Source organism: Pseudomonas sp. EL_65y_Pfl2_R95, assembly GCF_963971045.1.
In the GTDB taxonomy this organism is placed as follows: Bacteria; Pseudomonadota; Gammaproteobacteria; order Pseudomonadales; family Pseudomonadaceae; genus Aquipseudomonas.
Window position 1 is genome coordinate 109,651 of sequence record NZ_CAXAOV010000003.1, and the last position, 18,724, is coordinate 128,374.

The 18,724-nt window shown below is 55.5% G+C and carries 17 protein-coding genes; 10 read left to right on the forward strand and 7 right to left on the reverse strand.

Annotation, left to right across the window (positions count from 1 at the left end; translation table 11 throughout):
• The first annotated feature begins 45 nt into the window (after positions 1 to 45).
• The 6 genes from AACY09_RS11320 to AACY09_RS11345 all read left to right on the forward strand — a co-directional run bounded on the left by AACY09_RS11320 (position 46) and on the right by AACY09_RS11345 (position 4,192).
• Positions 46 to 345, forward strand: coding sequence for a type II toxin-antitoxin system RelE/ParE family toxin (locus AACY09_RS11320; protein ID WP_339488053.1), 300 nt, complete (start codon positions 46 to 48; stop codon positions 343 to 345).
• Positions 342 to 635: an addiction module antidote protein gene (locus AACY09_RS11325; RefSeq protein WP_339488056.1), complete on the forward strand. Its 294-nt coding sequence runs from the start codon at positions 342 to 344 to the stop codon at positions 633 to 635. The genes AACY09_RS11320 and AACY09_RS11325 overlap by 4 nt, the downstream gene beginning before the upstream one ends.
• A 224-nt stretch (positions 636 to 859) precedes the next feature.
• Complete coding sequence (locus AACY09_RS11330; protein ID WP_339488058.1) at positions 860 to 1,663, forward strand: SDR family oxidoreductase; 804 nt, start codon at positions 860 to 862, stop codon at positions 1,661 to 1,663.
• Positions 1,664 to 2,005: 342 nt separating this feature from the next.
• Positions 2,006 to 3,196 carry an MFS transporter gene (locus AACY09_RS11335; protein WP_339488059.1) on the forward strand — a complete coding sequence of 397 codons (1,191 nt, stop codon included), beginning with the start codon at positions 2,006 to 2,008 and terminating at the stop codon, positions 3,194 to 3,196.
• 199 nt (positions 3,197 to 3,395) lie between these two features.
• Positions 3,396 to 3,824 carry a hypothetical protein gene (locus tag AACY09_RS11340; RefSeq protein ID WP_339488060.1) on the forward strand — a complete coding sequence of 143 codons (429 nt, stop codon included), beginning with the start codon at positions 3,396 to 3,398 and terminating at the stop codon, positions 3,822 to 3,824.
• A gap of 35 nt (positions 3,825 to 3,859) precedes the next feature.
• Positions 3,860 to 4,192, forward strand: coding sequence for a YnfA family protein (locus AACY09_RS11345; RefSeq protein ID WP_339488063.1), 333 nt, complete (start codon positions 3,860 to 3,862; stop codon positions 4,190 to 4,192).
• Positions 4,193 to 4,196: 4 nt separating this feature from the next.
• On the opposite strand, the gene AACY09_RS11350 is transcribed toward AACY09_RS11345, so the two are convergent.
• The 4 genes from AACY09_RS11350 to AACY09_RS11365 all read right to left on the reverse strand — a co-directional run bounded on the left by AACY09_RS11350 (position 4,197) and on the right by AACY09_RS11365 (position 9,463).
• Positions 4,197 to 4,445, reverse strand: coding sequence for a YheU family protein (locus AACY09_RS11350; RefSeq protein WP_339488066.1), 249 nt, complete (start codon positions 4,443 to 4,445; stop codon positions 4,197 to 4,199).
• Positions 4,446 to 4,571: 126 nt separating this feature from the next.
• A complete protein-coding gene (locus tag AACY09_RS11355; protein ID WP_339488067.1) occupies positions 4,572 to 5,765 on the reverse strand; it encodes an osmoprotectant NAGGN system M42 family peptidase in 1,194 nt (397 codons plus the stop codon).
• Positions 5,766 to 5,845: 80 nt separating this feature from the next.
• Positions 5,846 to 7,585, reverse strand: coding sequence for an N-acetylglutaminylglutamine synthetase (gene ngg / locus AACY09_RS11360; RefSeq protein ID WP_339488069.1), 1,740 nt, complete (start codon positions 7,583 to 7,585; stop codon positions 5,846 to 5,848).
• 108 nt (positions 7,586 to 7,693) lie between these two features.
• Positions 7,694 to 9,463 (reverse strand): N-acetylglutaminylglutamine amidotransferase, encoded by a 1,770-nt coding sequence (locus tag AACY09_RS11365; RefSeq protein WP_339488071.1) that lies wholly within the window; start codon positions 9,461 to 9,463, stop codon positions 7,694 to 7,696.
• 114 nt (positions 9,464 to 9,577) lie between these two features.
• On the opposite strand from AACY09_RS11365, the gene AACY09_RS11370 reads away from it, so the two are divergent.
• Positions 9,578 to 10,051, forward strand: coding sequence for a MarR family winged helix-turn-helix transcriptional regulator (locus AACY09_RS11370; RefSeq protein ID WP_339488072.1), 474 nt, complete (start codon positions 9,578 to 9,580; stop codon positions 10,049 to 10,051).
• 546 nt (positions 10,052 to 10,597) lie between these two features.
• On the forward strand, positions 10,598 to 11,137 hold the full coding sequence (locus tag AACY09_RS11375; protein ID WP_339488074.1) for an REP-associated tyrosine transposase: 540 nt from the start codon (positions 10,598 to 10,600) through the stop codon (positions 11,135 to 11,137).
• 497 nt (positions 11,138 to 11,634) lie between these two features.
• On the opposite strand, the gene mnmC is transcribed toward AACY09_RS11375, so the two are convergent.
• Positions 11,635 to 13,650, reverse strand: a complete 2,016-nt coding sequence (mnmC, locus tag AACY09_RS11380) for a bifunctional tRNA (5-methylaminomethyl-2-thiouridine)(34)-methyltransferase MnmD/FAD-dependent 5-carboxymethylaminomethyl-2-thiouridine(34) oxidoreductase MnmC (protein WP_339488076.1) — start codon at positions 13,648 to 13,650, stop codon at positions 11,635 to 11,637.
• A 145-nt stretch (positions 13,651 to 13,795) separates the two neighbouring features.
• Here mnmC and pap point away from each other — a divergent pair, with 145 nt between their 5' ends.
• Together pap and AACY09_RS11390 are read left to right on the forward strand one after the other, a co-directional pair.
• The gene (gene pap, locus AACY09_RS11385) at positions 13,796 to 15,283 is read left to right on the forward strand and encodes a polyphosphate:AMP phosphotransferase (protein ID WP_339488077.1); all 1,488 of its coding nucleotides are present in this window, start codon (positions 13,796 to 13,798) and stop codon (positions 15,281 to 15,283) included.
• Between the two features lie 163 nt (positions 15,284 to 15,446).
• Positions 15,447 to 16,634, forward strand: coding sequence for a thiolase family protein (locus tag AACY09_RS11390; protein WP_339488079.1), 1,188 nt, complete (start codon positions 15,447 to 15,449; stop codon positions 16,632 to 16,634).
• A gap of 143 nt (positions 16,635 to 16,777) precedes the next feature.
• Here AACY09_RS11390 and AACY09_RS11395 read toward each other — a convergent pair whose 3' ends face one another.
• Positions 16,778 to 16,987, reverse strand: coding sequence for a DUF6316 family protein (locus AACY09_RS11395; protein WP_339488081.1), 210 nt, complete (start codon positions 16,985 to 16,987; stop codon positions 16,778 to 16,780).
• A gap of 238 nt (positions 16,988 to 17,225) precedes the next feature.
• Complete coding sequence (locus AACY09_RS11400) at positions 17,226 to 18,662, reverse strand: class II fumarate hydratase (protein WP_339488082.1); 1,437 nt, start codon at positions 18,660 to 18,662, stop codon at positions 17,226 to 17,228.
• Between the last annotated feature and the right edge of the window lie 62 nt (positions 18,663 to 18,724).

Sequence of the window (18,724 nt, forward strand, 5' to 3'; positions counted from 1 at the left end):
ATTACAGCGGTTGACCTTCTGTGATTTATAAAGCACATTGGTCCAATGTTTGAAATCAAACAAACAGCAACTTTCATGATCTGGGAAAGCAAGCTCAAGGATCGACGGGCAAAGGCGGCAATTGCCGCGCGCATCTTTCGCTTGGCAAATGGTCTGTCGGGCGACGCGGCACCGGTCGGCCATGGCATAAGCGAGTTAAGGATTTATCATGGTCCGGGCTATCGAGTCTACTTTCAGCAGCGCGGAACCGAAATCGTCATCCTGCTATGTGGTGGTGACAAAAGCAGTCAGGTCAGGGACATCGAAACGGCGAAACGCCTAGCGAATGAGTGGAGGCCGAAGTGACAGAGCCAATATATGATTACGACCCTGCGCAGGCACTGGACGGACCTGAGGCGATAGCTATTTTCATTGCAGACGCCTTAGACACGGGGGATGCTGCCTATATCGCTAAAGCTATGGGAGTTGTTGCACGCGCCAAAGGGATGACCGAGTTGGCCAAGGAAACAGGTCTGGCTAGAGAGCAACTTTACAAATCGTTCAGCGAACGTGGAAACCCTACACTGAAAACCATGCTGGTAGTGATGAGGGCGCTGGGTGTTGATTTGACAGCCCGTCCGCATACGCACAGTTAATAAGGTGTTTGTGCAAAATTAACGGTTGTGAAGGGCCAGCGTGTTTCGCCAACAGCCTCTCTGACCCTAATTTGGCACGCCGCGCAAGTACGTAAGTTTTATCCGTTTTGTATTTCGCTTGTTAGTTTGCCCTGATCATTCAGGAGGCTAATGGTACGTGGGTAGGATTATTTCCTTGGTTACACTCCCTACCATTAACCACAGCACTACAAGGCGACCTCCGTATGCAAAATCGCATCATGATTACTGGCGCAGGCTCAGGTCTAGGCCGCGAAATAGCCCTGCGCTGGGCGCGTGAAGGCTGTCAGCTAGCACTTTCTGATGTTAACGAAGCAGGCCTTGTTGAAACCTTGGCTCTTGTTCGTGAGGTGGGTGGCGAAGGCTTCACCCAGCGTTGTGATGTGCGTGATTACAGCCAGTTAACTGCTTTCGCTCAAGCCTGCGATGAAAAGTTTGGCGGCATTGATCTGATCGTTAATAACGCAGGTGTTGCCTCGGGCGGCTTCTTTAATGAGCTGTCGCTTGAGGATTGGGATTGGCAGATTGCAATCAATCTTATGGGCGTTGTTAAGGGCTGTAAGGCCTTCTTGCCTTTGCTTGAGCGCAGCAAGGGCACGATCATCAACATCGCCTCTATGGCGGCCTTAATGCAGGGCCCGGCGATGAGTAATTACAACGTGGCAAAAGCCGGCGTTGTTGCGCTATCTGAGAGCTTACTCATCGAACTTAAAGCTCAAGAGATCGGCGTGCACGTAGTCTGCCCATCATTCTTCCAAACCAATTTGCTCGACTCATTCCGCGGGCCAACGCCAGCGATGAAGGCTCAGGTCGGCAAGCTGCTTGAAAGCTCACCGATAAACGCTACCGAGATTGCTGACTATATCTACCAGCAGGTGGCCAAAGGTGAGTTTATGATTCTGCCCCATGAGCAGGGCCGTATGGCTTGGGCAATCAAGCAAAAGAACCCGCAGTTGCTCTACGATGAAATGAGCAGCATGGCTGAGAAGATGCGTGCTAAAAGAAGTTAACTGATACCTCGTAAAAGGAGCCACAAAGGCTCCTTCGTAAATGCTTAAACGGCTAACGCTTCAAGCATGTCCGACAGCTCATTACGTCCATCGCGTTATTAGATATTCAGCTTTTCCTAAATAAGACTGTAGTCCATTACTAGCTAGGTAAGGCGGCGGACGGGCATAGGTGGTGCACGTTGTTGATTTAGTTAACTTTCAGCGCCTTCGCCAGTATTTTTTCCAGTAGAGGCAATAAAATGCTGACTGTTTAGTCAGTTTTATTCTTCTCGATCTTGATCTATCTAGATGCGCCAGTTAGGGTGGCTTGCTAACTATTAGACTAATGATCTTGGACGCCTTGTGAAGCCTGCCTCAAAGACCTTGCTGCTGATTGCTTTGATCATTGCAGCCATCAATCTACGCCCGGGGATTACCTCGCTTGCGCCACTGGTTGAGCGAATTGCCGGCGAGCTTTCGCTGAGTCGCAGTTTGATTAGCCTGACCACGGCACTGCCTGTTTTATGCATGGGTTTGTTGGCGCCGTTTGCGCCGCGTCTAGCGCTGAGCATCGGGCTGGAGCGCACAATTACCCTCTGTTTAGTACTTATTGCTGGAGCGTTGTCACTGCGTCTGATCGGTGACTCAACGGCTATCCTCATTGGCAGTGCTGCGGTGTTGGGTGCGGCGATTGCAATTGCCGGACCGCTGTTGTCCGGGTTTATCAAACGGCATTTCGTGGGTCATGTGGGTAAGGTGGTTGCATGGTACTCCTTGAGTATGGCGGTGGGTGGTGCGGCAGGGGCTGTGTTGACCGCGCCTGCGACTGAGTTGCTGGGTGATAACTGGTCACGCGGTTTGGCGGTGTGGGCCGTGCTGGGTTTTATCGGCGTGCTTTTGTGGTTGTTTGTGCCAAACTTGAAGGCTTCTAAAGAAACGGCGGAACAACCGGCAGGTTTGCCATGGCGAAAACCGCGGGCGTGGCTTATCAGTAGCTTTTTCGCGCTGCAAGGCGGTTTGTTTTATGCCATCGCCACCTGGACGGTTGCCCGTTATCACGAGGCCGGTTTCAGCCTGCTGCAGAGCAATAATCTGTTTGGCATGATCATGCTGATGGGCTTGCCCAGTGCCTTTTTATTGCCCTGGCTGGCTCAGCGTTATAACAATCGTTATGTGTTGTTGATGGTCTGCGGTGCAACCACGGCGTTGTGCTTGGCGATGATCACCTTTATGCCGAGTCTTTTGCCTGAGGTGTGGGCCGTTGCCCTGGGCTTTGCACTTAGTGGCTCCTTCGCCTTGTCTTTGGTGTTGCCGCTGTATGAAACCGATTCGCCGCTGGATGTGAGTCGATGGACCGCGATGATGCTGTTTATGGGCTACAGCCTTGGCAGTTTGATGCCGGTTATTACCGGCTTTATGCGTGATTACTCAGGCTCTTATCAGCTGCCCTTTGCAATGATGATGAGTATGGCTTTGCTGATGACCGTGCTGGCTGGCTTTTTAAGGCACGGCGTTCAACAGGCTACTCCAGCGGAAGAGCTTCGGCGCGTTTAAAAGATGGTGGACAAGCTTCGCGTTGTCGCACCCTACGGGGCGGATGTTTTTTGCGGGTTGCGACGATGAATATTGGACAGGGTGGCCACCATTTACGCGGGCGGGTTGGTTTGTTGATTGATCGATGCTGTGCACGCTCTGCGTTGCCACGCTTAGCGACCTGGGATATAAGGCAGCCTGATTTTTGTGGAGTGGCGGTGTGGAGTCTGAGTCGATTGTCTATGGCTGTATTCGTGACTGGCCGTCAGATAGCGCGCTTGAGAGTCGCTTGCGCCGGCAAATCAACCGCCAGGTGTTGAGCGAGTTGCCTGCGGGCGATTGCTGGCCGCTGTTGGGCCGTGAGATGTTTTCAAGCTGCCCGGCGCCGAGCGACGGTGTTTACCAAACACAGGTGATCCATTTCGGCGCCAGTTATAAGTCGGTCGAGTATGAGTGGAATCTGTGGATCGAGCAGTTCGAGACCTTGCTCAAACGTTTGTATTGGGCCAGCGCTGTAGTCCATCTTGAGACTGAACTGAATGGCACTCATACCTTCCGCTGGGAATCTGATGGCGAGTTTCATAGCCCGCAAGAGGGTGACTTGCGCGTGCGTTGCGCTTGGGAACGTGAGGGTGGCGGGCGCAAGTAGCTGTCTTAAAACCGAGACGAAAGCGGGGCAACTGCGTGCTTAATTATCTATTTTTTTTTATGGCGGCTGTATTTGAGATTGCAGGCTGCTATGCATTCTGGATGTGGCTTCGCTTGGGCAAAAGTTCACTGTGGATTCTGCCGGGTCTAGCCAGCCTGGTGCTGTTCGCGCTTCTGCTCACGCGTATTGAGGCCAGCTATGCGGGGCGTGCCTATGCGGCTTATGGCGGGGTTTATATTGTTGCTTCGCTGCTGTGGCTGAGCGTGATCGAGAAAAGTCGACCACTTAGCAGCGATTGGCTGGGCGCGGGGCTGTGTGTCGCCGGAGCACTGGTGATATTGCTCGGGCCGCGCTTTTCAAGTCCTTGAGACACTAGTCAAGTGAGTCAGCCAGGTCAGTGAGCCATTCTTTGGGCACGTCCCGTTTCATCGCCAGTTGGCATTGTTCGCTTTCTGGATCGAAAATGATCACCGCTTCGCCTTTATCAAGGGCGCGTCGAACGCGCAGAACGCGGGTTTCTAGCGGCGTTTCATCGCCATTATCCGTGCCGTCACGGGTGACAAAATCTTCGATCAGCAGAGTCAGCGTCTCGGCTTGCAGCATAGTGGCAGGGATCAGCACGCGGGCGCTCCATTGGGGGATTGGTAAAGCAGCGGCGATGCTAACCCTTGCGCACGCCGCTGACCATCAATGTTGCGCGTTAGCAAGCGCCTTAGCCAGAAACTCAGTCTAGCTAAGGCTTGTCATTCATTCTTCTTTGGTTTCTAGGGTATTGAGTACGCTGTCAACTGAAGGCACGCGCGTGTCGCTTTCCATTTGTGCAGCATGCTCAATCTGATGACTGAAACGCTCAAGTGAACTCTCTGCAGGCTGCGCGTCGCTGGCGAATACCGGCGGGCTGAGCAGGTAAGCACTGATTAGCTTGGTCAGCGCCGAGAGGCTGTCGATATGGGTGCGCTCGTAGCCGTGGGTTGCATCACAACCAAAGGCCAACAAGGCGGTACGGATGTCATGGCCAGCTGTAACCGCAGATTGCGCATCGCTGTGGTAGTAGCGGAACAGGTCGCGACGAACCGGGATGTCGTTTTCGCTCGCCAAGCGCAGTAATTGGCGCGACAAGTGATAATCATAAGGGCCGCCGGAATCGTGCAGTGCGACGCTCACCGCATGTTCGTTAGACTGCTGGCCGGGTGCGACGGGGGCGATATCGATCCCGACAAACTCGCTGACATCCCAAGGCAATGCACCGGCGGCGCCCGAGCCGACTTCTTCAGTGATGGTGAACAGCGGGTGGCAGTCTATTGGCGGTTCTATGCCGCTGTCGACAATGGCTTTCAATGACGCGAGCAGGGCGGCAACGCCTGCTTTGTCATCGAGGTGCCGGGCGCTGATATGACCGCTCTCGGTGAACTCAGGCAGAGGGTCGAATGCCACGAAATCGCCAACCGATACACCCAGGCATTCGCTGTCGGCACGGGTGGTTGTGATTGCATCCAGGCGCAATTCGATGTGATCCCAACTCACGGGCATCTCATCAATGGCGGTGTTGAAGGCATGGCCTGAGGCGAGCAAGGGCAACACACTGCCGCGTAACACGCCGTGATCGGTAAATACGCTGACGCGGCTGCCTTCAGCGAAGCGGCTCGACCAATGGCCGATTGGGGCCAAACCTAAGCGACCGTTGTCTTGAACCACGCGAACGATCGCGCCAATGGTGTCCAAGTGTGCAGATATGGCGCGGTCCGGGCTGTAGCGCTTGCCTTTGAGCGTGGCGCGGATAGTGCCGCGGCGAGTCATTTCAAAGGGGATGCCCAGCTCGGTAAGCTTTTCCGCAACGTAGCGCACAATGGTGTCGGTAAATCCGGTTGGGCTGGGGATGGCGAGCATCTCAAGCAGTACTTTTTGCAGGTATTCAAGATCCGGTTCTGGGAGTGATTGCATAAAAGCCTCCTGGCATATGAATGGGTCTTGGGTGTTGAGCGCTGACGGATGCAAAGCCGCCAGCGCTCAGTGCTGATGGGTTAGTTGACGCCGCGACTTAGCGGGAATAACAAATCAATAAAGCGCTCGGCGGTTGGCTGAGGCTCGTGATTGGCTAGACCGGCACGCTCGTTGGCTTCAATAAATACGTATTCGGGCTGGTCGGCGGCGGGCACCATAAGGTCCAGCCCGACCACGGGGATGTCGAGTGCTCGCGCCGCGCGTACGGCAGCATCTGCGAGCACGGGATGGAGGATGTCAGTCACGTCTTCGAGGCTGCCACCGGTGTGCAGGTTGGCCGTTTTACGCACGAACATGCGCTTGCCAGCAGGCAACACGCTTTGGTAATCAAGCCCGGCCGCTTGCAGGGTGCGCAAGGTTTCCGCGTCCTTGGGGATTTTGCTTTCGCCGTCGGTGGCCGCTTGGCGGCGACGGCTTTGTGAATCGATCAAGTCGCCAATGCTGTGGCGACCATCACCAATGATTTCAGCGGGGCAGCGGATAGCAGCGGCAACCACCTCAAAGCCAATCACCACAATGCGCAGGTCAAAACCTTCGTGGAAGCTTTCCAGCAGCACCCGCTCATCAAACAACTTGGCCCGCTCGATGGCGTCATGCACTTCCGTTGGGCTGCGCAGATCCACAGCCACCCCTTGGCCTTGTTCGCCATCGACCGGCTTGACCACCACCCGTTGGTGTTCGGAGAGAAACGCGGCGTTTTCTTCGGCATTTCCGGCCAGTCGCTGCGCCGGCATGCTCAGCCCTGCACGGCTGAGAGTGCGGTGAGTCAGGCGCTTGTCCTGACACAAGGTCATGCTCACCGCGCTGGTCAGGTCGGTGAGCGATTCGCGGCAACGAATGCGCCTGCCACCGTGGCTGAGGGTAAACAGGCCCGCTTCAGCATCATCAACGCTGACTTCAATGCCGCGGCGCATGGCTTCATCGACGATGATCCGTGCGTAAGGGTTCATTTCGCTTTCTGGACCGGGGCCGATAAACAGCGTCTGGTTGATGCCGTTTTTACGTTTGATGCTGAAAGTTTGCAGTTCACGGAAGCCAAGCTTGGCGTACAGGCGCTTGGCTTGCGTGTTGTCGTGCAGCACGGACAGGTCAAGATAACTCAGGCCTCGGCTCATCGAATGTTCAATCAAATGTCGGACCAGCACTTCGCCCACGCCCGGGCGCGAGCAATGCGGATCGACGGCCAGGCACCACAAACTGCTGCCGTGTTCCGGGTCTCGATAGGCTCGCAAGTGGTTAAGGCCCATGACGCTGCCGATCACCGAGCCATTGTCTTGATCCTCTGCCAGCCAGTAGGTCGGGCCACCTTGTTCATAAGGTGTCAGCTTTTCCGGATCAATCGGCTGCATGCCGTGCAACTGATAGAGGCAATTGATGGCCTGCCAGTCTTCATCATTTTGTGCGCGGCGGATGTTATAGCCGCGAAAGCCCCGGCGGGCAGGGCGGTAGTCGCTAAACCAGATACGCAAGGTGTCGGATGGGTCGAGAAATAGTTGCTGCGGCGCATGCGCCAAAACTTGATGAGGGGCCGCCACGTACAGCGCAATATCGCGCTCGCCGGGCTCCTCGGTCACCAGTTCGTTGGCCAAGGACGCTGCATCGGGGAAGGTATGACCAATCAGTAACCGACCCCAGCCACAATGCACTGCCGCCGGCTCGCTGGGTTGCGTGTCACGGTCTTCAGCGAGTCGCGCTTGCAGGCGCTCGTAGGTGGGCGCTTGGCCGCGAAGAAGGCGCTGATTGTAGACATTGGCTCGCATTGGAACTGTTCCTTTGCTTTGCAAATCGCCGGATTGATTCCGGGTTATTAAAATAAGCACTAACCCGACGGCGAGGTCGGGTTAATGGCAACTGCATATGACCGCGATTTACAGGCCCTGTTCGCTGAGCCATAAATTGAGTGCGGCCATTTGCCAGAGTTTTGAGCCGCGCAACGGCGTCAATTGGCCGGATGGATCGCTCAACAACTTATCGAGCATGGCGGGGTTGAACACGCCACGGTCCTGGCTGGAGTCGGTTAACAGGTCACGCACCCAGCCCAAGGTTGCACCCTCAAGGTGCTTGAGACCAGGCACTGGGAAGTAGCCCTTCTTGCGGTCAATTACTTCAGAAGGAATGACCTTGCGTGCGGCTTCCTTGAGCACGTACTTGCCGCCATCGGGCAGCTTGAATTGCCCCGGAACGCGCGCCGATAATTCGGCCAGGCGGTAGTCAAGGAATGGTGTGCGCGCTTCTAAGCCCCATGCCATGGTCATGTTATCCACCCGCTTAACCGGGTCATCAACCAGCATTACCGTGCTGTCGAGGCGCAGCGCTTTGTCGACTGCGGCATCGGCACCCGGTTGCGCAAAGTGTTCACGGACAAATTCACCGGCGTGGTCGTCAGTCAGCCACGCAGGCTGCACACACGCGGCATATTCATCGTGCTCACGGTCGAAAAAGGCTTTGCGATAGGCCGCGAACGGGTCTTTAGCACCGTCAACCAACGGATACCAGTGATAGCCCGCGAAGAGTTCATCCGCGCCTTGACCGCTTTGCACCACTTTGCAGTGCTTGGCCACTTCGCGTGAAAGCAGGTAGAAGGCGATGCAGTCATGGCTGACCATCGGCTCGCTCATCGCGCGGAAGGCGGCAGGCAGTTGGTCGAGAATCTCGTTCTCGCCGATGCGCAGTTGGTGATGATTGGTATTGAAGCGCTCGGCTATCAGATCCGAGTACTGGAACTCATCGCCACGCTCGCCACCGGCATCCTGGAAACCGATGGAAAAGGTCGACAGGTTTTCGACGCCGGCTTCACGCAGCAGGCCAACCAACATGCTCGAATCAACACCGCCTGAAAGCAACACGCCCACATCAACGGCTGCCCGTTGGCGGATCGATACCGCTTCACGCATGCCGTCCAGTACCTGGTCGCGCCAATCTTCAAAGCTGTAGTTTGCTTCATCTGGGCGCGGGCCGAAGTCCAGCTTCCACCAGCTCTGCTGCTCGCAATTGCCCTTGGCATCAATGCGCATCCAGCTTGCCGCCGGAAGCTTTTCAACGCCCGCCAGAATGGTGCGGGGCGCCGGGACGACGGCATGGAAATTGAGGTAATGATTCAGCGCAATCGGGTCGAGGGTTTTGCCGATGTCGCCGCCCTTGAGCAGCGCGGGCAAGCTCGATGCAAAGCGCAGGCGCTGACCGGTTCGCGACATATACAGCGGTTTGATGCCAAGTCGGTCACGGGCGATAAACAGCTCCTGGCTGTCGCGCTCCCAAACAGCGAAGGCAAACATGCCGTTGAGCTTGGGCAGCATATCTTTGCCCCAAGCGTGATAGCCCTTGAGCAGCACTTCGGTGTCACCGCCAGAGAAAAAGCGATAACCCAAGGCTTCAAGTTCTTTACGTAATTCGGGGTAGTTGTAGATCGCGCCGTTAAACACCATGGACAAGCCCAGATCGCTGTCGATCATCGGCTGGCCTGAGGCCTCTGCGAGGTCCATGATTTTTAGTCGGCGATGGCCGAGGGCAATCGGGCCCTGGCTGTGAAAGCCATGGGCATCCGGGCCGCGAGGGGCCAGATGATGGGTAATTCGTTCAACTGCAGCCAAGTCGGCTGGTTGATTATCGAAGCGTAGTTCGCCTGCTATTCCGCACATATGTCCTTACCGGAGTTGCCGTTGGGGAGTGGTTCTTACGTGTTGCTGAACCTTTTACACCAAAACAAAAAAATGCTTTCATGTCAAAGTTTATGGCAACAGGTAGATAGATAAATGGCAGACAAAAAAGGTTCAACTGAAATTAAATTGTCATCCGTTGTCGCATTTGAAATGCCCATCTTTCAAGCCTTGCGGCGCTTGCAGCAGGCCGGTGAAGTGCATGCCAAGCGCTTGAGTCGCTTTGGTGGTTTGACACCGATGCAATTAATGGTTCTGCAAGTGCTGGAAAAAGAGTCGCGGATAACCGCAAGTGATTTGAGCGGGCAGGTAAGCCTTACCGCCGCGACCTTGTCGGGTTTGCTCGACCGCCTGGAAGAGCGTGGCTTGTTACAGCGTCAGCGTGATGACCAGGATCGCCGTCGTCAGTGGCTGTTGATCAGCGATGAAGGCCGCGAGCTGTTAAAGCGTGCGCCGTCATTGCTGCCACCAGAGTTCAACCAGCATTTAGCCGCGACCCCCGAGTGGGAGCGACACAACCTCACCGCCGCGCTGCTCCGCGCCGCCGAGTTTTGTGACCAGGACGAGTAGGGTTTTGCGTTTTGTAGGGGCAACGCGAAGCTTGTCCACCATGGGGTAGTAAATATATCGCGTATTTGGGGTTGCCAATGGTGGATGAAAAGGGCGTCATCCATCCAACGCGAGTTGCAAATTCGTTGAATTATTTGGGTCGGTATGGCAGTGCGTAGGGTGTGACAACGCGAAGCTTGTCCACCATGGGGTTGTAAATATATCGCGTGTTTTGGGGTTGGCAATGGTGGATGAAAAGAGCGTCATCCACCTTACGCGAGTTGCAAATTCTCTGAATATTTTGGGTCGGTATGGCAGTGCGTAGGGTGTGACAACGCGAAGCTTGTCCACCATGGGGTTGTAAATATATCGCGTATTTTGTGGTTGCCAATGGTGGATGAAAAGAGCGTCATCCACCCTACGCAAGTTGCAATATCGTGGGTGTTTGCTGTTGCTGATGGTGGGTTGAACAAATGCCATCTATCAGGGCAAGCAATTGGTAAAGTGGCCACGGTGAAGCTTGTCCATCAAGATTCATTGCACCTGACCGCTCAAGGATGAGCTGCTATGCCTAATTACTGCCGTGCCCGCGCGCCGGGCGAAACCTATTTCTTTACCGTCAATCTGCAGGATCGCAAAAGCGATCTACTCGTTCGTGAAATAGATTTACTGCGCGAGTCAGTTCGTGCCGCTCGATCTCGTCACCCCTTTTATATTGATGCTTGGGTGGTGCTTCCCGAGCATATGCATTGCATGTGGACGCTGCCCCCGGGCGACAAGGAGTTTGCACTCCGTTGGAAGATAATCAAATTCGCATTTAGCAAACGCCTGCCTGCGATCGAGTCGCGAACAGCCAACCAACTCCGGCGAGCAGAGCGCGGAGTCTGGCAACGCCGCTATTGGGAACATCTGATTCGCGACAGGCAGGACTATCAGCAGCATTTTGACTATATCCATTACAACCCGCTGAAACACAACCATGTCCGGAGTCTGGCAGATTGGCCCTATTCGAGTTTCCACCGGGCTGTAGCAATGGGCATTTATCCTGAAGATTGGTGTACCGGCCCGTTGCAGGAGGTCGGTGACTATGGAGAGCAGAGTTCTTAAGGGCCGATAGCGCTTCGCAACGCCTGCAATGACTCCGCGTAGGGTGTGACAACGCGAAGCTTGTCCACCATGGGGTCGTAAATATATTGCGTATTTTGGGGTTGGCAATGGTGGATGAAAAGAGCGTCATCCACCCTACGCGAGTTGCAAATTCTCTGAATATTTTGGGTCGGTATGGCAGTGCGTAGGGTGTGACAACGCGAAGCTTGTCCACCATGGGATTGTAAATATATCGCGTATTTTGTGGTTGGCAATGGTGGATGAAAAGAGCGTCATCCACCCAACGCGAGGTGCAAATTCGTTGAATTATTTGGGTCGGTATGGCAGTGCGTAGGGTGTGACAACGCGAAGCTTGTTCACCATTGGGTTGTAAATATATCGCGTATTCTGGGGTTGCCAATGGTGGATGAAAAGAGCGTCATCCCCCCTGCGGGAGTTGCAAATATCTTGGGTGTTTGCTGTTGCCGATGGATACATCCATGGGCGTGTGTTGCGCATTAAAGGTTGCGGATTAGCTTGCGTAAGGCGAAGCGGTTTGGGTGGCAGCCTTCTGCAACATCACGGGGTACAGGCAAGGGTTCGTCATTGAGCCAAGCGGCGATTAGCTCACCCGAAAGCGCTGCGGTAATCAAACCGCGGGAGCCGTGACCGCTGTTGATGTATAGGCCTTCAAGCCACGGGCAAGGAGTGTCGGGGACGTGCTTGGCGTTTTTGCTGAGGGCGTTATAGCTGTCGAGAAAAGCCTGCTGATCAGCCAACGGACCAACGATGGGTAGGTAATCCGGGCTGGTGCAGCGAAACGCGGCGCGTCCTGCAAGGCTTTGCGGGTCTTGCTCGGCAACATTCAGGCGGGCACTGAGATCGGGTGAAATCTCCTCAAGCATCTGCAAGTTGCCGATGTGATCGGCGCTGTTAAGGCTCAGGTCGTCACTGTCAAAGTCAAAGCTGGCGCCCAAGGTGTGCTCGGTGAGTCGGGCTGGGGCGATGTAGCCCTGGGCACAGACAACCGTACTCAGCGCGCCACTTGCCGCTGTCTTTTTCAGGCTGCTGATTTGCCCTCGAATCCGTTTCAGTGGCAATTCAGCGCTTTGGGCGAAATGCTTGATCTCGGCGGCGCCGGCCAGAACGGCCACTTCGGCGCTGGCCAGTAACTGTTCGCCATCCCAGGCCTGCCACTGGTTGTCCACACGAACGAGTTGCAGCGCGTTGTGCTGGCTGAGCAAGCTTATGTTTGGATGACGACTGAGCAACTCACACAACGCAGGCGGATGAACCCAGCCGGCATCGGGATAAAACAAACCGCCGGCAGGTAATTCGATACCGGCAAGTTGCGTGGCAGTGGTCTGATCGATTTGTTGCAGCAGTCCTGGCGGAAATGCCGCGGCAAGCTTAGTTTGACGCTTGTGTTCCTGCGAATTAAACGCCAGTTGCAAGACGCCGCAGTCACTCCAATCCTGGCCTTTGTCCAAGCGTTCAAGCAAGCGCCGTGTGTAGCCAAAGCCACTGACGATCAAACGCGACAGGGCGGTGCCGTGGGCGGAGAGCTTGAGGTACAGCACACCTTGTGGGTTGCCCGACGCTTCTTGGGCGATTGCCTTGTGGCGTTCCAGCAAGCTCACCTGCCAGCCCCGCGCAGCCAGGCTGGCGGCCGTAGCGCAACCGGCAAGGCCTGCGCCGATCACCAATGCATGGCGTTTTGAGTTATTCAGCGGTGGGCGCGAAAACCAATGTCTAATCGGGCTGGTTGATGGCGGGCTGAGCGCATCGGTCGATTGCTCTTGCGGGCCAATAAACTGACCCCTGAGCACATGCCATTTGCCGCCAATACCGGGCACACGCTTGATTTTAAAGCCAACGTCCTTCAGCGCGCGGCGCACATCACCGGCGCTGGTAAAAGAGCCAAGGGTTGTACCTGCGACTGACAACCGGGCGATTTCAGCAAACAATTGTGTCGACCACATCTCTGGATTTTTCGCCGGGGCAAAACCGTCCAGAAACCACGCATCGACGCGTGCATCCAGTTGGCTGAGCATCTCGCTGGCGTCGCCGATCAGCAGGTCGAGGGTGATGCGGCCATTGTCGAACTGCAAGCGCTGAAACCCCGGATGAATCGCGACATATTGGGCTAGCAGGGGCTGAGTAACAGGTGCCAGTTCCGGCCACAGGCTTAAGGCGCGCTGCAGGTCATCGTGGCTCAATGGGTACTTTTCGACACTGACAAAATGCAGGCGGGCGCTGGGCGGCGCATGTTGTTCAAACAGCTGCCAGGCGCAGAAAAAATTCAAGCCGGTACCAAAGCCGGTTTCAGCGATGGTCAGGTGCTGATGGTCTGCGAGGCTGCCAAAGCGTTGGGCGAGGTCATTATTGTGCAAAAACACATGGCGGGTTTCCTCAATACCTTGCTGCGGCGAGAAATACACATCATCAAACACCGAGGAAAGCGGGCGGCCCTGATCATCCCAGTCAAGTTGCGCGTGTTCAAACTGGGGTGGGTGTTGCACTCGCTGGGTCATGGTCTTTGCTCGGAGATTCAGCCGTGCATTCTAGCCGATTCTGCACACTGAATATCAGGCGCGATCGGCTTCCTAATGGCTAAAGCTGTGAGACAACACCTGCGGTAATCCGCTAGGCTGAAGCCATCAGCTCAAGGAGAAGCCTATGTTCGAGTCTGCAGAGATTGGTCGCACCATTGACAAGGAAACCTTCGATGATGCCGAACCGGCACTGCGTGAAGCATTGCTTGAGGCGCAGTACGAACTGCAGCAACAGAAGCGCTTCCCGGTCATCATCCTGATCAACGGGGTGGAAGGTGCCGGGAAAGGCGAGACAGTCAAATTGCTCAACGAATGGATGGATCCGCGGTTGATTGAGGTCAACACCTTCGATCAGCAAACGGATGAGGAGCTGGCACGGCCACCCGCTTGGCGCTATTGGCGTCAGTTACCTGCCAAAGGCCGCATCGGCATCATGTTTGGCAACTGGTACAGCCAGATGCTTCAGGCACGCGTCCATGGGCGCTTCAAAAATGCCGGGCTCGATCAAGCGATCGACACCGCCGAAGGGCTTGAACGTATGCTCTGTGATGAAGGCGCGCTTATTTTCAAGTTCTGGTTTCACCTGTCCAAAGACCACATGAATGCGCGCCTTAAAACCCTCAAGGACGATCCGCTGCACAGCTGGCGCATCAGCCCGCTGGACTGGCAACAGTCGAAGACTTACGACAAATTTGTCCGCTACGGTGAACGTGTTCTGCGTCGCAGCAGCCGCGATTATGCGCCTTGGTATGTGGTTGAAGGGGTGGATGAAAACTACCGCAACCTGACGGTTGGCAAAATCCTGCTGGAAGGCCTGCAGGCGGCCCTCAACAAAACAGAGCGTCCCGTGCCGCAACCCCATGCAGCGCCGTTGATTTCATCGCTTGAAGGCAATGGCTTGCTTGATAGCCTGGACATGACCCAGACGCTGGAGAAGGAAGACTACAAAGAGGTGCTGGCGATTGAGCAAGCGCGCTTATCTGGCCTGATGCGTGACAGGCGCATGCGTAAGCATTCGCTGGTTGCAGTGTTTGAGGGCAATGATGCGGCGGGTAAAGGTGGGGCAATCCGTCGTGTTGCCGCCGCATTGGATCCGCGTCAGTACAGGATCATTCCCGTTGCTGCGCCGACCGACGAAGAGTTGGCCCAACCCTATTTGTGGCGTTTCTGGCGACATATTCCGGCGCGGGGTAAGTTCAGTGTATTCGACCGTTCCTGGTATGGGCGAGTACTGGTTGAGCGGGTGGAAGGGTATTGCTCGCCCGCTGATTGGCTGCGGGCCTATGGCGAAATCAATGATTTCGAAGAGCAGCTGACTGAGGCGGGTGCGGTGGTCGTCAAATTCTGGCTGGCAATTGATCAAGACACTCAGTTGGAGCGCTTTAAAGCCCGTGAGAAAATTCCGTTCAAGCGATTTAAAATTACTGAAGACGACTGGCGTAACCGCGAGAAGTGGCCGCTGTACCGTGATGCAGTCGGGGATATGGTTGATCGCACCAGCACCTCGATAGCCCCATGGACGCTGGTTGAGGCCAATAACAAGCACTTTGCCCGGGTTAAGGTGATACGTACCATCAATGAAGCACTTGAGGCGGCCTTTGCTAAAGGCTAGCGGGCGGTTTATGCATGCCGCAGGTACAGGTTCATATGTCTGGTGACATATGCATTATGAATAGTCATCGCGCACCGGCATTGTACGAACTTATGCTCAGGACACATATCGCGGCGCACTCGCCCGGCCGCGCACTTATCCCAGCTCATCATGGAGAACAGCTATGCGTGAAGTAGTGATTGTCGAAAGTGTAAGAACCGGTCTGGCCAAGTCATTCCGCGGCAAATTCAATATGACCCGCCCCGATGACATGGCCGCCCACTGTGTCAATGCCTTGCTTGAGCGTACCGGGATTGACCCGCAGCTGGTTGATGATTGCATTGTCGGCGCCGGTTCTAACGAGGGCGCGCAAGGCATGAACATCGGCCGTAACGTCGCGGTATTGTCCGGCCTCGGTACCCACGTCGCCGGTATGACGCTTAATCGCTACTGTTCTTCCGGCTTGCAGTCCATTGCGATTGCCGCCAACCAGATCGCCTCAGGTTGCAGCGACGTGATTGTCGCAGGCGGCGTTGAGTCGATCAGCATGACCATGAAAAGCGTCAACATGGACAACCTTTACAACCCGATTCTGCAGGAAAACGTGCCGGGTATTTATTACCCCATGGGCCGCACAGCCGAAGTTGTGGCGCGACGCTACAACATCAGTCGTGAGGCGCAGGACGCCTTCGCCCTGCAGAGCCAGCAGCGTACCGCCAAGGCACAGCAGGCTGGACTGTTCACCGATGAAATCGTGCCGATGAATGTGAGCTATTCAGTCGAAGATAAAGCCACGGGCGAGAAATCGATTGTTGAAGGCGTGGTCGAGCATGATGACTGCAATCGTCCGGACACCACGCTCGAAAGCCTTCAGGGCTTGAAACCGGTATTTGCTGAAGATGGCTCGGTTACGGCGGGCAACGCCTCGCAGTTGTCGGATGGCGCTTCAATGACCTTGATCATGAGCCTGGAGAAAGCCCTTGAGTTGGGCCTCAAGCCGAAGGCCTATTTCCGTGGTTTTACCGTGGCCGGTTGTGAGCCGGATGAAATGGGCATCGGTCCGGTATTTGCCGTGCCTAAATTACTTAAGGCCAAAGGTCTAAGTGTGGCTGATATTGATCTGTGGGAGCTCAATGAAGCCTTCGCGTCGCAGTGCCTTTATTGCCGTGATGAGCTGGGCATTGATAACGAGAAATACAACGTCAATGGCGGCTCGATCTCGATTGGTCACCCGTTTGGCATGACCGGTTCTCGGTTGGTCGGGCACATGATCCGTGAGCTTCAGCGCCGCGAAGTGCGCTATGGGGTTGTGACCATGTGTGTCGGCGGTGGCATGGGCGCAGCGGGGCTGTTTGAGGCATATCAAGCGTAGCGTGCGCGTGGCTCCGTAGCCTGAGGGTGTGTCAACGCGAAGCGTGGCCACCCGAGGGGTGCAAATATATCGAGTATTTGTGGCTGCAAATGGTGGCCGAAAAGAGCGTCATCCACGGAATGAAAAAACGCTGGCCAGAAGAGCTAGAAAGCGCGGCTTTCAATCAGCTGGTGCGACTGAATCATGCGCTGCACGTAACGGTCGATATTGTGTTCGGCGTCGATGCGGGTGAAGTAAGGGCCTTCCAGAGTGCCTTCACGGGTCGAAAAAAAATAATGACCATTGACTGAGCTGATGCGATCACTGCGATAGTGAGTGTCGGGGCCGGGGTCGATAGCGCGTTGGCCTAGCATGGGTCCATCCTCAGTTGGGACCCCTGAAAAACAACTGCGCTACATTTCTCAGGGGCGACTTGAAACACGATTTTTAATCAGTGTAACTGGCAATCTGAACTTTGCTATCAAGGTGCTATGTAGGGCGACAAGTGGTTGTTTTGTCTCTTTTTTTGCCTGGATTTAGCGGGCTTTCGGCATTGTTTTGACGGTGATTAAATGACGCAAGGCTTGGATTTGACCAAGCCCTGCGCCGTGCTTAGTCGTGGTGGGGTTCGAGCATGTTCTCCGGGCGAACCCATTGATCAAATTCTTCAGCGCTCAGGTGGCCCAATTCAATGGCAGCCTCTCGCAAGGTGGTGCCGTCGTGATAAGCCTTTTTCGCGACTTCCGCGGCCTTGTCGTAACCAATATGCGGATTGAGCGCAGTGACCAGCATCAAGCCGTTTTCGAGGTGTTTGGCCATTTGCTGCGCATCAGGTTGCAGACCCGCGATGCAGTGCTGCTGAAAGTTACTGCAGCCATCGGCCAGCAAGCGGATTGATTGCAGAATATTGTGAATGATCACGGGCTTGAACACATTCAACTGCAGGTGGCCCTGACTGGCAGCAAAGCCAATGGTGACATCATTGCCCAATACCTGACAGGCCAGCATTGATAAGGCTTCACACTGCGTTGGGTTAACCTTGCCGGGCATAATCGAGCTGCCCGGTTCATTGGCCGGCAACTTCACCTCCGCAAACCCTGCGCGCGGCCCTGAGCCGAGCAAGCGCAGGTCGTTGGCGATTTTCATCAAGCACACTGCCAGGGTTTTCAACGCGCCCGACATGCTGGTCAGCGGCTCGTGGCCTGCCAATGCGGCGAACTTGTTGGGGGCGCTGGTCAACGGCAAGCCGCTCAAGGCGGCGAGCTCGGCAGCGATTGCCTGACCAAAGCCCGGAGGTGAATTCAGCCCCGTACCCACTGCTGTGCCGCCTTGGGCTAATTCACATACCGCGGGAAGGGCGGCGCGAATCGCACGCTCAGCGTAATCTAGCTGGGCCACATAGGCTGACAGCTCTTGCCCAAAGGTGATGGGGGTCGCATCCATTAAATGGGTGCGGCCGGTCTTGACCAGCTTGGCGTGCCGCGCCGACTGTTCGGCGAGACCGCCAGACAGCTCAGCGATGGCCGGAAGCAGTTGCTGGGTAATCGCCCGCGCCGTGGCAATGTGCATGGCGGTTGGGAAGCTGTCGTTGGAGCTTTGTGCGCGGTTGACGTGGTCATTGGGGTGGACAGGGCTTTTACCGCCCCGTTCGCCAGTGGCCAGCTCATTGGCGCGCCCGGCAATCACTTCATTCACGTTCATATTGCTTTGGGTGCCACTGCCAGTCTGCCACACCACAAGTGGGAACTGGTCATCGTGCTGCCCGCTGATGATTTCGTCGGCGGCTTGTTCGATAAGGCGGGCGATGTCTTGTGGCAGGTCGCCAACGCGATCATTTACCCGCGCTGCAGCCTTTTTGATCAGCGCCAGTTCGTGTAGTACCGCCAAGGGCATACGCTCTTGGCCAATCGCAAAGTTGATTAACGAGCGCTGGGTCTGAGCGCCCCAATAGGCATCTTCAGGGACTTCAATTGGGCCGATGCTGTCTGTCTCGGTCCGGCCTGGCTTGGTCCGGGTAGTTTCGGTCGGGCCTGTGTTGTTAGGACTCATGACACTCCTCCAATTACCGTTCGTGGCAGTTTAGGCTGCATTTAACGGTAACAGGTTCCCGA